This window comes from Methylobacterium indicum (genome assembly GCF_001043895.1).
GTDB classification, from domain to species: domain Bacteria; phylum Pseudomonadota; class Alphaproteobacteria; order Rhizobiales; family Beijerinckiaceae; genus Methylobacterium; species Methylobacterium indicum.
In genome coordinates this window covers 1-13,994 of sequence record NZ_JTHF01000185.1, presented here as the reverse complement: position 1 = coordinate 13,994, position 13,994 = coordinate 1, and the positions used below count along the sequence as shown (strand labels likewise).

General features: G+C 73.1%; 10 protein-coding genes. 2 read left to right on the top strand and 8 right to left on the bottom strand.

Annotation, left to right across the window (positions count from 1 at the left end; genetic code table 11):
- Position 1: 1 nt before the first annotated feature.
- The 5 genes from QR78_RS21160 to QR78_RS21140 all read right to left on the bottom strand — a co-directional run bounded on the left by QR78_RS21160 (position 2) and on the right by QR78_RS21140 (position 7,923).
- Positions 2-1,039: a DNA polymerase III subunit delta' gene (locus QR78_RS21160; RefSeq protein WP_048429604.1), complete on the bottom strand. Its 1,038-nt coding sequence runs from the start codon at positions 1,037-1,039 to the stop codon at positions 2-4.
- Entirely contained in the window at positions 1,029-1,733 is a 705-nt protein-coding gene (gene tmk, locus QR78_RS36180; RefSeq protein ID WP_048429553.1) for a dTMP kinase, read from the bottom strand. Before tmk ends, QR78_RS21160 begins: the two co-directional genes overlap by 11 nt.
- Entirely contained in the window at positions 1,730-2,971 is a 1,242-nt protein-coding gene (locus QR78_RS36175; protein ID WP_082171550.1) for a D-alanyl-D-alanine carboxypeptidase family protein, read from the bottom strand. Before QR78_RS36175 ends, tmk begins: the two co-directional genes overlap by 4 nt.
- Before the next feature lie 322 nt (positions 2,972-3,293).
- Positions 3,294-4,601, bottom strand: a complete 1,308-nt coding sequence (locus tag QR78_RS21145) for a septal ring lytic transglycosylase RlpA family protein (RefSeq protein WP_082171551.1) — start codon at positions 4,599-4,601, stop codon at positions 3,294-3,296.
- 175 nt (positions 4,602-4,776) lie between these two features.
- Entirely contained in the window at positions 4,777-7,923 is a 3,147-nt protein-coding gene (locus tag QR78_RS21140) for an efflux RND transporter permease subunit (RefSeq protein ID WP_048429552.1), read from the bottom strand.
- Positions 7,924-8,216: 293 nt separating this feature from the next.
- Here QR78_RS21140 and QR78_RS21135 point away from each other — a divergent pair, with 293 nt between their 5' ends.
- Both QR78_RS21135 and QR78_RS21130 read left to right on the top strand, forming a co-directional pair.
- Complete coding sequence (locus tag QR78_RS21135; RefSeq protein WP_048429551.1) at positions 8,217-9,449, top strand: efflux RND transporter periplasmic adaptor subunit; 1,233 nt, start codon at positions 8,217-8,219, stop codon at positions 9,447-9,449.
- Positions 9,450-9,538: 89 nt separating this feature from the next.
- Positions 9,539-10,066, top strand: a complete 528-nt coding sequence (locus QR78_RS21130; RefSeq protein ID WP_053221021.1) for a hypothetical protein — start codon at positions 9,539-9,541, stop codon at positions 10,064-10,066.
- Here the strand turns inward: QR78_RS21130 and QR78_RS21125 are convergent.
- The 3 genes from QR78_RS21125 to QR78_RS21115 form a co-directional block, all read right to left on the bottom strand.
- A complete protein-coding gene (locus tag QR78_RS21125; RefSeq protein ID WP_048429550.1) occupies positions 10,054-10,785 on the bottom strand; it encodes a DUF2459 domain-containing protein in 732 nt (243 codons plus the stop codon). The two genes, QR78_RS21130 and QR78_RS21125, sit on opposite strands and share 13 nt — an antisense overlap.
- Before the next feature lie 3 nt (positions 10,786-10,788).
- On the bottom strand, positions 10,789-11,043 hold the full coding sequence (locus tag QR78_RS33065) for a DUF2283 domain-containing protein (RefSeq protein ID WP_048429549.1): 255 nt from the start codon (positions 11,041-11,043) through the stop codon (positions 10,789-10,791).
- Between the two features lie 175 nt (positions 11,044-11,218).
- The gene (locus QR78_RS21115) at positions 11,219-13,930 is read right to left on the bottom strand and encodes a valine--tRNA ligase (protein ID WP_048429600.1); all 2,712 of its coding nucleotides are present in this window, start codon (positions 13,928-13,930) and stop codon (positions 11,219-11,221) included.
- Between the last annotated feature and the right edge of the window lie 64 nt (positions 13,931-13,994).

Sequence of the window (13,994 nt, the reverse complement as noted above, 5' to 3'; positions counted from 1 at the left end):
CTCAGGTGCCGAACAGCGACAGCACCACCGGGCGCCGGTCGAGGTTGTAGACCTGTGCCTCCCGGGCGGCCTTCGCGGCGCGCTCGGCGGCGTCGGCCAGCGCGGCGAGGCGGGCCGGCGGCTCGCCCTGGCGGCGTTCGATCTCGGCGGCGAGCCGGCGCTGCACCGCGTCGAGGGCGGTGGCGTAGAGGGCGTCGGCGTCGCGGCCGGCGAGCCGCTCGGCGAGCTTCAGGGCGCGGCGCCAGTCCGGCCGGTCGCCCTGGTCCATCAGGGCCTCGACCTCGTCCACCACCCCGATCGTGTCGGGATCGAGGAGTTCGATCGCGCGGGCGACCGAGCCCTCGCTCAAGGCGGCGGCCCGCTCGATCAGTTCCGGCGGCCGCGTGGAATGCGGCGCCCCGAGGCCGCGCAGCACCTGCGCCACCGCCCCGGTCGGCAGCGGCCGGAGGGCGAGGCGGCGGCAGCGCGAGCGGATGGTCGGCAGGAGGCGCCCGGGGGCGTGGCTGACGATCAGGAACAGCGAGCGCGGCGGCGGCTCCTCGATCACCTTCAGGAGGGCGTTGGCGCTGGCGAGGTTCAGTTCGTCGGCGCAGTCGACGATGCAGATCCGGTAGCCGGCATCGGCGGAGGTCGCCGAGAAGAGGTGCAGCGCGCGCCGCGCCGCGTCGACGCCGATCTGGGTCGGGATCGTCTTGGCGCCGGGGGCCTTCTGGCGGCGCAGCAGCACGAGGTTGGGATGCGCCAGCCCGGCGACCTGGCGGGCGACCGTGTGGCCGGGGGGCAGCGCCAGGGTGTCGGGCGTGCCGTGACCGTCGCCCCGCGCCAGGAGGTGGCGGGCGACCCGGAAGGCCAGCGTCGCCTTGCCGATGCCCTTCGGGCCGCCGATGAGCCAGGCATGGTGCAGCCGTCCGGCGCCGATCGCCTCGCGGAAGGCGCGCTCCGCCGCCTCCTGGCCGAGCAGGTCCTGGCGGTCGCGCGGGCGCGGCACGCCTGGGACCTCGCCGATCTCGGCCTCGTCGTCCCGGATCTCAGGCGGCATCGGAGACCCCCGGGGCGAGGTGCGGCAGCCGCGCCGCGACCGCCGCCCGGACCGCCCGCGCCACGGCATCGGGCGTGGCTTGCGCGTCGATCACGACGCAGCGACCCGGCTCGGCCTCGGCGATGGCGCGGAAGGCCGCCCGCAGGCGCTGATGGAAGTCCAGGGCCTCGGCCTCGAACCGGTCGGGCGCGCTCGCGGCGGCGCGGTCGCGCTGGCGGGCGCGGGCGAGCCCGATCTCGGGGGCCAGGTCGAGGATCAGGGTCAGGTCCGGCCGGGTCGGGCCGACCACCACCCGCTCCAGGGCGGAGAGCGTCTCGGGCTCGAGGCCCCCGGCCGCGCCCTGGTAGGCCCGGGTCGAGTCGCTGAAGCGGTCGCACACCACCACGGCGCCGCGCGCGAGGCTCGGGCGGATCAGGGTCGAGAGGTGGTCGAGGCGGGCGGCGGCGAAGAGCAGCGCCTCCGCGAAGGGGCCGTGCGGCTTGGCGATGCCGGAGAGCACCGCGGCGCGGATCCGCTCCGCCCGGGGCGAGCCGCCGGGCTCGCGGGTGGTCACCACCTCGCGGGGGCCGCCCTCGGTGCCGGCCCGCAGCCAGGCGGCGAGCCGCGCGATCTGGGTCGACTTGCCGGCGCCCTCGCCGCCCTCGAAGGTGATGAAGCCGCCGGCACGACCGGTCGCGATGGGCGCGTCGGTCACGACTTGCTGGTGATCCGGCTGAGGGCCTGGCGGAACCAGCCGGTACCGACCTCGAGCGCCGCGTCGAGGGCGCGCTGGGTCATGGTGCCGGCGGGCACGGCCTCGGCGGTGTAGAGCGGCATGTCGAGTACCACCTGCTCGCCGCGGGTGACCTTGAGCCGGCCGACCTCGCGGCCCTCCTCCACCGGCGCGGTCAGCGGGCCCTGGTAGACGGCCCGCGCCACCAGCCGGTCGCTGTTGCCCCGCGGCAGCATCAGCCGCACCGGCTTCTTCGTCACGAGGGGCACCCGGCCCTTCTCGGCCCCGAAGGTCTCGGCCTCCGCCACGGTCTCGCCGGCATTGAAGATCTGGCGCGCCTCGAAGGCGCGAAACCCCCACTCGATCAGCTTGCGCGATTCCGCGGCGCGGTCGCGGGCGGTCTTGAGGCCGCTCACCACCAGGACGAGGCGCTGCCCGTTCTGCACCGCCGAGCCGGTCAGGCCGTAGCCCGATTCCTCGAGGTAGCCGGTCTTCAGCCCGTCGGCGCCGATGTCGAGGGTGAGGAGCGGGTTGCGGTTCTGCTGGCGGATCTTGTTCCAGGTGAATTCGCGCTCGGAGAAGAGCTTGTAGTTCTCCGGGTAGGTCTCGATCAGGTGGATGGCGAGCTTCGACAGGTCGCGGGCCGTCACCTTCTGGTCGGGGGCCGAGTAGCCGGTGGCGTTGCGGAAGGTCGAGCGCTCGAGGCCGATCTCCTTCGCGTGCCGGTTCATGATCTGGGAAAAATTGTCCTCGGTGCCGGCGACGCCCTCGGCCGCCGCGATCGCCGCGTCGTTGCCGGACTGCACGATGATGCCGCGCAGGAGGTCGGGCAGCTTCACCTTGCTGTTCAGCTGGGCGAACATCGACGAGCCGCCGCCGCCCGCGCCGCCGCGGCGCCAGGCATTCTCGCTGATCGTAAACTCGGTGTCGGGGCCGAGCTTGCCCTTGCGCATCTCGTCGAAGAGCACCTCGACGGTCATCAGCTTGGCCATGCTGGCGGGCGAGAACGGCTCGTCGGCGCCCTTCTCGAACAGGATCGCGCCGGTATCGGCGTCGATCAGGATGGCGTGCGGCGCCAGCGTCTGGAAGGCGGGAGTCTGGGTGGCCTGCGCCCGCGCGTCGGTGACCGCCAGCGACGTCCCGAGGAGGGCCGCCAGGGCCAAGGCGGCGGCACGGCGCGTAAGCGCCCTGCCCGCTCCGGTGGTCGCTGTCACACGCATGAACCTGCCGCCTTGCCGCTACCGCACGAAACCCGGGCAGATCGGGAGACCTGCCGACCGGGACACCTGCCGCACTGTGCCGCTCCGCTCCGGCACGCGCAACCGCGCCTGTGCCGCAGTGCGGGATGGGGAACCGTTTTGGGTGTGGGCGCCGGCGGGCGAAGCGCAGGCTGCGTCGAGCCGACACGCCTCGCATCCGTCGATTCACGCCACGGCATCCCCCGCACCGCGTCGGTCCGGAGCGGCGCAGCGGACCCGGAACGACGATGGAGGACGGGAGACCGCTCCCGAGACCAAAAACGGCTCTCGCGCCGGTCCGCCCTCAATACATTCCCGCCACCTTCGAGCGCGTCGGCATGCCGGGCTTGCGGCCGGTGTTCTTGGTGTCGGTGTTCTTGGTGTCCTCCCGGTCGCCCTTCTGGGCGCCGGCGAGACGCAGGGGCGGCGCGATCGGCAGCGGTCCGGTCTTGGTGGCGGTCTTGACGGCAGCCTTGGCGATCACGGTCGTCTTCGGCGCGGCCGGGTGCGCGGCGGCGTGCATCGCCTGCGCGAGCGAGGCGCGGTCCGTCGCCGGGTGGCTCGCGAAGGCGAGGGCTTGGCTCGGCGCGGCGGGCTTGTGGGTTGCGGCAACCGCCGGGGCAGCCGCCGCCTTGGGCGTGCGCGGCGCGGAAAGGCCGGGATTCAGGCCCTCGACGGCGGCGACGCGGACGGGAGCCGGCAGGCGGGCGCTCGGCGCCCGGGGCGCCTCGGCGATCCGGACGGGGGCCGGTGCGTGCGGGGCCGCCCGGACGGGCGCCGGACGGCGGGATTCGGGCTCGGCCTCGGCGAGCTGGACCGGGGCGACGACCCGCGGCGTCTCGACGATCGGGCGCACCGGCTCCGGCTCGGGCTGGCGGAACGCGAACGGCTTCGCGTCGTCACCCGCATCCGCCACCATGATGTTGGCGCCAAAGGGCGAGCCCGCGGGCGTGCCGTCGGTGCGCAGGGTCGCCATCAGCTTGCGGTCGTCGCTGCCGCCGACCGAGGCCTTGCCGACATACTCGACCCGGACCTTGGTGGTGCCGCGGCGGCGGAAGTCGAGCGCCTCGGCCACCGCCTGCGACACGTCCATCAGCCGGTCGGCGTGGTAGGGCCCGCGGTCGTTGACCCGCACCACCATCGAGTGGCCGTTCTGGAGGTTGGTGACCCGGGCGTAGCTCGGCAGCGGCAGGGTCGGGTGCGCGGCGGCGACCGAGAAGCGGTCGAAGATCTCGCCGTTGGCGGTCTGGCGGCCGTGGAAGGCGGTGCCGTACCAGGAGGCCAGGCCCTCGCGCACGTAGCCCCGCGCGTCCTGGCGCGGCACGTAGGTGCGGCCGGCCACCACGTAGGGCTTGCCGGTCATCTGCCGGCCGCCGCCCTTGGGGATCTTGTCGTTCTCGCCGTAGAGCCGCGGGCTCGCGGCGACGCCGTATTTCGGGTCGATCTCGCGGCCGCCGCTCCGCACCGCCAGGTTCTTGGGCGCCGGCCCGGCGCAATTGGCCGCCGCGAGCGCGATTCCCGCCACCGCGGCCCACTTGACGACCGGCACAGGCCGGAGGGCCCCCCGCTCCGTCGACGGACGCGGAGAACCGCTCTTCGAAGATCCCGCCATCGATCCCTCGGATCCCGCGCCGCTCCGAGGCTGCCCACCCGGTCCGGGGAGCAGGCCTCAGGGCCGCACGGGGTTACGCTGCACTCGAGCGAAACCCTGCCGGCCCTGCGTAAACGAAAGCGTAACGGTGACCTTTGCGCGAGTCCCGTCCACACCCATCCACAGGCGGGCGGCCCTACTCCGCCGGATGCGCCACCCCGCGCGGGCCCTCCCCGGCCTTGCGCCCGCGCCGCGCCACCAGCCGCTCGGCCGCGACGTAGAAGACCGGGGTGACGAACAGGGTCAGCAGCGTCGCGACGAGGAGCCCGCCGATCACCACCGTGCCCATCGAGATGCGGGCATTGGCGCTCGCGCCGCTCGCGACGGCGAGCGGCACCGAGCCGAGGATGAAGGCGAAGGAGGTCATCAGGATCGGCCGCAGCCGCAGCCGCACCGCGTCCCGGGCCGCCGTCACGGGATCCTCGCCCTTGGCGCTGAGGTCGCGGGCGAAGGAGACGAGCAGGATCGCGTTCTTGGCCGCCAGCCCGACGAGGAGCAGGAGCCCGATCTGCCCGAAGATGTCGAGGGGCAGGTCGCGGAGCGCCAGCGCGCCGACGGCCCCGAACAGGGCGAGCGGCGTCACCAGGATCACCACGAAGGGCAGCCGCAGGCTCTCGTACTGGCCGGCGAGCAGCAGCACGATCATCACCACGCCGAGCCCGAAGATCAGCGGCGCCCAGCCGCCGGCGATCTTCTCCTGGTAGGCGACCTCGGTCCATTCCACCGTGTAGTCGGTCGGCAACGCCGTGTCGGCGAGGCGCTCGATCGCCGCGATCGCCGCGCCGGAGCTCGCGCTCTCGGCGGTGTCGACCGCGATCTCGATCGCCGGGTAGGTGTTGTAGGACAGGACCGCCGTCGGCCCGCTGACGAAATGCGGCGTGACGAGCGCGCCGATCTGCACCGGCTCGCCGTTCTTGTTCGGCACCGTCAGCCGCGCGAGGTCCTGGATCGTGCGCCGCCCCTGCGACTCGCTCTGGACGTAGACCTGGTAGACGAAGCCGAATTTGTTGAAGAGGTTGACGAAGGACGAGCCGACATAGGTGCCGAGCGCGTCGAACAGCGATGGCAGGCTGACGCCGAGTTGCTCGGCCTTGGCCCGGTCGATGTCGAGGCGCAGCTGCGGCACGCCGTAGCTCGTGGTGGCGGTGGCGCCGCCGACCTCGGGCAGCCTCTTCAGCTCGGCGATGAAGTCCTCGGCGGTCTTGGCGAGGGTGAGGCCGCCCGCGCCGCTGCGATCCTGCAATTCGAGCGTCAGGCCGCCGCGGGAGCCCAGCCCCGGCAGCGGCGACGGGTCGACGATGCGCAAGACCCCGTCCGGGTGGTTCTTGAACTGCTTCCTCAGCCGCCCGATCACGTCGGCGACCGTCTCCTCGCGCTGGTCCCAGAGCTTCAGGGTCGGGATCTGGAAGCCGTAGAACGGCGCGGTGACGTCGGCCAGGATGCCGCGTCCGGCGACCCCGATCGTGCCGGCGACGGAGGGCTCGGCCAGAGCCGCACGCCCCACCTCCTCCACCATCGCGGCGGTACGGGCGACGGAGGCGCCCTTCGGCATCGCGATGTCGGCGAAGAAGTAGCCCTGGTCCTCCTGCGGCACGAAGGCGCTCGGGCGGCTCGTCACCATCCAGGCCGTCAATCCGGCAAAGACCAGGAACACGAGCCCCGTCGCGACGAGGTGGCGCGACAGGCGCCCGACCGAGCCGACCGCGACCCCGGTCGCCCGGTCGAGGCCGGCGTTGAACCAGCGCAGCGGCGCCCGCCAGCGGCTCCGGTGGGCCGCCTTGTCGTGGGGTCGCAGGAGCAGGGCGCACAGGGCCGGCGTGAGGGTGAGCGAGACGAGGGCCGAGATCAGCACCGAGATCGCGATGGTGAGCGCGAACTGGTTGTAGAGCTGGCCGGTCAGCCCCGGGATGAAGGCGACCGGCACGAACAGGGCGGCGAGCACCAGGGTGGTGGCGATGACCGGGCCCGCCACCTCGTTCACCGCCTCCCGGGCGGCCGCGCGGGGCTCCTGGCCCTCCTCCATCAGCCGCTCGGTGTTCTCGACCACGATGATCGCGTCGTCGACCACGAGCCCCACCGCCAGCACCAGCCCGAGCAGGCTCAGGGTGTTGAACGAGAAGCCGAGCGCCGCCATCGGCCCGAAGGTGCCGACGAGCGCCACCGGCACGGCGATCGCCGGGATCAGGGTCGCGCGCCAGCTCTGCAGGAACAGGTAGGTGATCACGACGACCAGCACGATCGCCTCGATCAGGGTCTTGATCACCTCGTGGATCGAGGCGGTGACGAACTCGGTGCGGTCGAGGGCGATGCGGTAGTGCAGGCCCGGGGGAAAGCGCTTGGCGAGGTCCTTCATGGTGGCGTGGACGCCCTTCATGACCTCGACGGCGTTGGCCTCCGGGTTCTGGTACAGGCCGAGCGAGGCGGCGGGCGCGTTGTCGTAGGTCGAGCGGCTGCCGTACTGCTCCGAGCCGAGCTCGACCCGGCCGACGTCGCGGATGCGCACCACCGAGCCGTCGGGATTGGCCCGGATCACCACGTCGGCGAATTCCCTGGGCTCCGTCAGGCGGCCCTTGGTGACGATCTGCAGCTCGAAGGCGGGGGCGTCGCGCACCGGCTCCTTGCCGAGCGAGCCCACGGTGATCTGGGCGTTCTGCTGCTCGACCGCCTGGACGATCTGGCTCGGCCCGATGCCGAGCGATTCCATCCGGGCCGGGTCGAGCCAGACCCGCATCGCGTAGCGCTTGTTCGAGAAGTTGACGATGCGGCCCATGCCGGCGACCCGGCGCAGGGGCTTGATCACCTGGGTCTCGGCCCAGTTCGACAGGAAGAGCTCGTCGTAGCGGTCGCCGTCGCTGTAGAGCACCACGTTGCCGAGGCGCTGGCGCGACGATTTCACGATCTCCAGGCCCTGGTCGCGCACCGCCTGCGGCAGGCGCGATTCGGCCCGCTGGGCCCGGGTCAGCACGTCGGCGGCGGCGGCGTTGAGGTCGGAGCCGACCTCGAAGGTCGCGTCCATGCCGACGCTGCCGTCGGCGTTGCTGGTCGAGCTGATGTAGATCAGGTTCTGCGCGCCGTTGATCTCCTGCTCGAGCGGGATCGCGATCGCCTCGTAGGCCTGCTGCGCCGTGGCGCCCGGATAGGTCGCCTGGATGTTGATGATCGGCGGCGCGATCTCGGGGAACTGGGCGATCGGCAGGGAAAAGCCCGCCACGGCCCCGATCAGGGTGATGAGCACCGAGATCACGCCCGCCAGGACGGGCCGGTCGACGAAGGTGGCGAACATCCCGTGTCCCGGTGCGCCGCCGACGGCCGGCGGGGCCGCCGCGAGCCGCCGGGCCCTGGAGACGGCCGCCTCGGGGCCCGCGACGGGAATGTGAAAAGCTCTCGTGCAACGCGATCGTGTCCGAGGGTGTTCCCCCCGGCAGGCCGGCGCCCCGCCCCTGCGCCGGCAGGATCGCCGCAGGGCAGCCCCGGATCCGGAACCCGGGACTCGCTCCGGGTCTTCTGGTCCCTGCGGGCCGCCCGTCGGCGGGTCCCGCGCCGGCGGATCGTGCGTCGTCGAAGGAGCCCGGTATCGTGCGCGCAGGTTTTCGCTACGGCCTCGTCGGTCTGGCCGCGCTCGCGGCGGGCGCCGGCCTCTGGTGGGGCCTCGGCCATCCGCTGCCCCGGGGCGTGTCCGGGGCCCTGCCCGGCCCGGTGGCGCAGCTCCTGGCGCCGGCGGCGGCCCCGAAACCCCGTGCGCCCGAGGCGCCCGAATTCGCCGTCGCGGTGGCGCGGGCGGCCACCCGGACCGTGCCGGTCGCCTTCTCGTATACCGGCACGGTGATCTCGCCGAAGGATGCCGCGCTCCAGCCCCGGGTCACCGGCGTGGTGACGGAGCGCCCCTTCGAGCCGGGCGGCCACGTCAAGCAGGGCCAGGTCCTGTTCCGCATCGACCCTCGGCCCTTCGAGGTGGCCCTGCGCACGGCGGAGGCCCAGCGCGCGCAGGCGGCGGCGCAGCTCGACTTCGCGGATGCCGAGGTCGACCGCACCCAGCCTCTCGCCGACAAGGGCTACGCCTCCGAGCAGCGCTTCCAGCAGCTCGAGAGCAACCGCCAGGTCGCCCGCAGCCGGGTGCAGGAGGCCGAGGCCGCCATCGCCCGCGAGAAGCTCAACCTCGACTACGCGGTGATCCGCGCGCCCTTCGACGGGCGCTCCAGCCTCTCGGACGTCAATGTCGGCGACCACGTCAACGCGAACACGACCCAGCTCGTCAGCGTGGTCCAGGTCGACCCGATCGAGGTGCAGGTGGCGCTCTCGGCCGAGGATTCGGAGGCGGTGCGCGCCGCCCTCCGGGAAAACCGCGCCTTCATCCAGACCCTCGACGGCCAGGGCAAGCCGGAGCGCAGGGCGACCGTCTACAAGCTCGACAACCGCTTCGACCCCCGCACCGCCCGCCGGCTGATCCGGGCCTGGCTCGCCAATGCCGACGAGCGCTACCTGCCGGGCGAGTTCGTGCGCACGCAGGTGCAGGTGGGCACCGAGGAGCGCCTGCTGGTGCCGACGGTCGCCCTGTCGGCCCAGCTCGACCAGCGCATCGTCTGGCGCGTCGACGACGACGGCAAGGTGGCGATGGTCCCGGTCACGACCGGGGAGGAGTTCGGCGACCGCACGGCGATTCTCAAGGGCCTGAAGGCCGGCGACCGGATCGCCACCGACCACCTCCAGCTCCTGCGCCAGGACCAGCGGGTCGGGATCGGGGAGGAGGACGCGCCCGCGCGTCAAGCCGCGAACGAGCCCGCCGGCCCCCCCGGCCGCGCCGTGCGCTGACGCACGGCGCCGGAGCTTGCCGCGGCGAAAGTCCGGACGCTACGGTTGGCGGGAGCACCCCGCCACGGCACGCGAGCGACCGCCCCCGCATGATCTCGTCCGAGACCGCGTCTCCCGATGCCGCCGATCCCAGGACGCCTCGGGACGAGACGCCCCCTCGCGAGGCTGCGACCGAGGCCCCCCCGCCCCGGACGTCGTTCGGCGGTGCCCCGCGCTTCTCGGTCGTGACCGCCGGGCCGGACGAGGTCGAGCTCGTGGTGGCGTTCGGGCCGCGGGACTACGCGGTGCGCCTCGCCCCCGCGGAGGCCGCCGAGCTCGGCGTGGCCCTGCTCGCCACCGCCTCGGTGGCGGCGGATGCGGCCCAGACCGTGCCGGCGGGCACCCGGGTGGAGAACTGCTTCTTCCCGGTCCTCGGCTGGACGGCCGGCGAGGTCGGCCCGGGAATGCCGGCGCTCGCGCTGCGGCTCGCCGAGGGCACCGAGATCGCCGTCCAGTTCGACCGCGCCGCCGCCCGGGCCTGCGGCCGCGACCTCGCCCGCAGCGGCCGGGTGCCGTTCCGCGAGCGCCTGCGGCGCATCCTCCGGCGCCGCGCACCGGCCGGTCCTCAGGGCGCCTGAGCGCCCGCCCGCCAGGCGAGATCGAGGGCGAGGCCCCGCGGCAGGGTATCGAGGAGCGGCGTCACCGGCAGGCCGGCCGCGTGGAGGAGTCCGGCGCTCCAGTGGTTGCAGACGTGGAAGAGGCCGAAACGCCCTTGCGCCTCGTAGAAGAGGCTCGGGCCGTAGAGCCCGGGCCCCGCCTCGACCGGGCGGCCGTCCCGCAGGGTGAAGGCGGCGGCGAGCGCCGCGGCGAGGCGCCCGAACCCCGCCCGCGACAGGTGCAGGGTCACGATTCCGGCGCCCCGAAAGGTGCTCGCGTCCGCGATCCCGACGACGTGCAGCACCGCCGGGCGCCCGCCCGGGGTGAACAGGGCCCTGAGGGCCAGCCGCCAGTCGAGGGCGCCGAGCGTCGGCACGGCGCGGTAGAAGCCGGCATCGCCCCAGCCGATCTCGAGCGCCGGGTAGGCGCCGAAACGCTCGGTCACCCCGACGAGGGCGCCGCTCCCGGCCTGCGCGGCCGCCCGGGCCAGCGCCTCGCGGGGCAGGAGCAGGCCGGAATGCCAGGCATTGGCGACGAGCCGCACCGTGACGGCGTCGTCGCCGGGGGGCGGCGGGTAGAGGGCGGGATCGCCGGCCTTCGCGGTAAGCCAGGCCGCCAGGGCGAGGCCGGCGGCGAGGACGAGGACGAGCGGGGCGGTGCGCCGCAGGGTGCGCAGGAGGAGGCGCAGGCCGCGTCGCATGCGTCAGGCCGCCTCGACGAGCCGCCGCAGCTCGCGGTCGATCGTCGGGCCGCCCGCGGAGGCGGCAAGAATCTCGATCCCCGCGACGGCGCCGGCGGCATCGTAGGCGACGCGCAAGCCCGGCCGGACCTCCCGGCTCGCCACGGCCTCCGCATCGCCGAAGCGGACGGACAGCACGTCGGACCGCGTGTCGTAGCGGCCGGTCACCGGGCGGCGGGAGGGTTCCGGCGAAGACGGAGGGGCGAGCGTCTGGCTCATGCCTGTGCAGGTTTCCGGGGTGGCGGTGATGCTCGCCCTCTTCGTTCGCCGCGCGGATGCCCGATCCCCCGGATCGGGCGCCGCACGGGCGTCTCTCTCCCCCATCGCCTCGTCCGGGCGATCGTCCGGTTCCGGTGCGCGCGAATCGACGGCCCGCACCGGATCGTGCGTCCGATCAGCCCTGCAGCCGCGTCAGGGCGTCCCGCACCTTCTCGCGGCGGGCGATGGCGGCGTCGCGGCGCTCGCGCTGCTCCTCGACCACCTCCTCGGGGGCGCGGGCGAGGAAGTCGGCATTGCCGAGCTTGGCGTCGATCTTCCCGATCTCGCCGTCGAGCTTGGCATCCTCCTTCTTCAGCCGCGCCACCTCGGCGGCGAGGTCGACCACGCCTTCGAGCGGCAGGGCCGCGACCTCGCCGCGCACGATGAGCTGCACCGCGTTGCGCGGGCTCGTCTCGACGGTCTCGATCGAGGCGATGCGGCCGAGCCGCCGCACGGTGTCGCCCCATCGCGAAAGGCGCTCGCGCACCGCCTCGCCCGGGGCCACCAGCACCAGGGGGATCTGGGCGCCGGCCGGCACGTTCGTCTCCGAGCGGGCCGAGCGGATCTCCGACACGAGGTCGACGACCCAGCCGATCTCGGCCTCCGCCTCGGGCTTCGCGAGCCCGCCGAGATCCGGCCAGGCGGCGAGCGCCAGCAGCGGACGCGTGAGGCCCGCCTCGCGCGCCTTCGTCGCCCACAGTTCCTCGGTGAGGAACGGCATGAACGGATGCAGCAGCACGCAGATCTGGTCGATGATGAAGGCGATGGTCCGGCGCGTCTCCTCCTTCGCCGGCCCGTCCTCGCCCTGGAGCACGGGCTTGGCCAGTTCCAGGTACCAGTCGCAGAACACGTTCCAGACGAAGCGGTAGGCGGCGTTGGCGGCGTCGTTGAAGCGGTAGGCCTCGATCGCGCCGGTCACCTCGGCGACGGCCCGGGCGGCCTCGCCGAGCGCCCAGGCGTTCAGCGTTTGGGTCACGCTCCCCGGCGCGAAGGCGGGATCGAGCCGGCAGCCATTCATCTCGGCGAAGCGCGCGGCGTTCCAGAGCTTGGTGGCGAAGTTGCGATATCCCTCAACGCGTTGCACCGAGAGCTTGATGTCGCGTCCCTGCGCCGCCATGGCCGCGAGGGTGAAGCGCAGGGCATCGGCGCCGTAGCGGTCGACGAGGTCGAGGGGATCGACCACGTTGCCCTTCGACTTCGACATCTTGGCGCCCTTCTCGTCGCGGACGAGGGCGTGGATGTAGATCGTGCGGAACGGCACTTCATCGAGCGCGTGAAGGCCGAGCATCATCATCCTGGCAACCCAGAAGAAAATGATGTCGAAGCCCGTCACCAGCGCGCTGGTCGGGTAGTAGCGGGCGAGCTCGGGAGTCTGCTCCGGCCAGCCCAGCGTCGAGAACGGCCACAGGCCGGACGAGAACCAGGTGTCGAGCACGTCCTCGTCGCGGCGCAGGGTCACCGGACGGCCGTGCTTCGCGGCGGCCTGGGCGAGGGCCTCCTCCTCGCTGCTCGCGACGAAGCAGTTCCCGTCCGCGTCGTACCAGGCCGGGATCTGGTGGCCCCACCAGAGCTGACGCGAGATGCACCACGGCTCGATGTTCTCGAGCCACTGGAAGTAGGTCTTTTCGTAGGTCTCGGGCACGAAGCGGGTGCGGCCGTCGCGCACCGCCTGCAAGGCCCGCTCGGCCAGCGGCTTGACGTTCACGTACCACTGGTCGGTGAGATACGGCTCGATCACCACGCCCGAGCGGTCGCCATGCGGCACCGCGTGGGTGTTGGGCTCGATCGTCACCAGCCGGCCGCGCTCCTCCATGAGCGCGACGACCTTGGCGCGGGCCTCGAACCGGTCGAGGCCGTGGAGCGCCAGGGCCTCGGGCTCCGGACTCGTGCCGTCCAGAAAGTCTGCATTGCCGTCGAGGCTTATGCGGGCTTCCTCATCCAAAATATTGATCTGGGCGAGCCCGTGCCGGCGGCCGACCTCGAAGTCGTTGAAGTCGTGCGCCGGGGTGATCTTGACCGCGCCGGTGCCCTTCTCGGGGTCGGAATACTCGTCGGCGACGATGGGGATCAGGCGGCCGACGAGCGGCAGGCGAAGCCGCTTGCCGACGAGCGCCCGGTAGCGCTCGTCCTCCGGGTGCACCGCCACGGCGGTGTCGCCCAGCATGGTCTCGGGCCGGGTGGTGGCGACCGTGATGGTCTCACCGGTCTCGGTGCCGGCCTCGTCCACCACCGGATAGGCGAAGTGCCAGAGATGGCCCTTCACCTCGACCTGCTGCACCTCGAGGTCGGAGATCGCGGTCTGGAACTTCGGGTCCCAGTTCACCAGGCGCTTGTCGCGGTAGATCAGCCCCTGCGCGTGCAGGTCGACGAAGACCTTCAGGACGGCCTTCGACAGGCCCTCGTCCATGGTGAAGCGCTCCCGCGACCAGTCGCAGGAGGCGCCGAGCCGCTTGAGCTGGTTGACGATGGTGCCGCCGGATTCTGCCTTCCACTCCCAGACCCGGCGGACGAATTCCGGCCGGCCCAAGCTGCGCCGGTCGGGCTGCTGCTGCTCCATGAGGCGGCGCTCCACCACCATCTGGGTCGCGATGCCGGCGTGGTCCGTGCCGGGCTGCCACAGCACGTCCTTGCCGCGCAGGCGCTCGAAGCGGGCGAGCACGTCCTGGAGCGTGTTGTTGAGGGCGTGGCCCATATGCAGCGAGCCCGTCACGTTCGGCGGCGGGATCATGATGCTGTAGGGCTCGGCGCCGGCGCGGTCCGGGCGGCCGGCCCGGAAGGCCTGCGCCTCCTCCCATTCGGCGGCGATGCGCGCCTCGACGGCGGCGGGATCGAAGGTCTTGTCCATCATCGCGGGAAGCAGCCACTCGCCCGGCGCCCGCGGCGCATCCCGTCCGGCGGGACGCGCGCCCGCG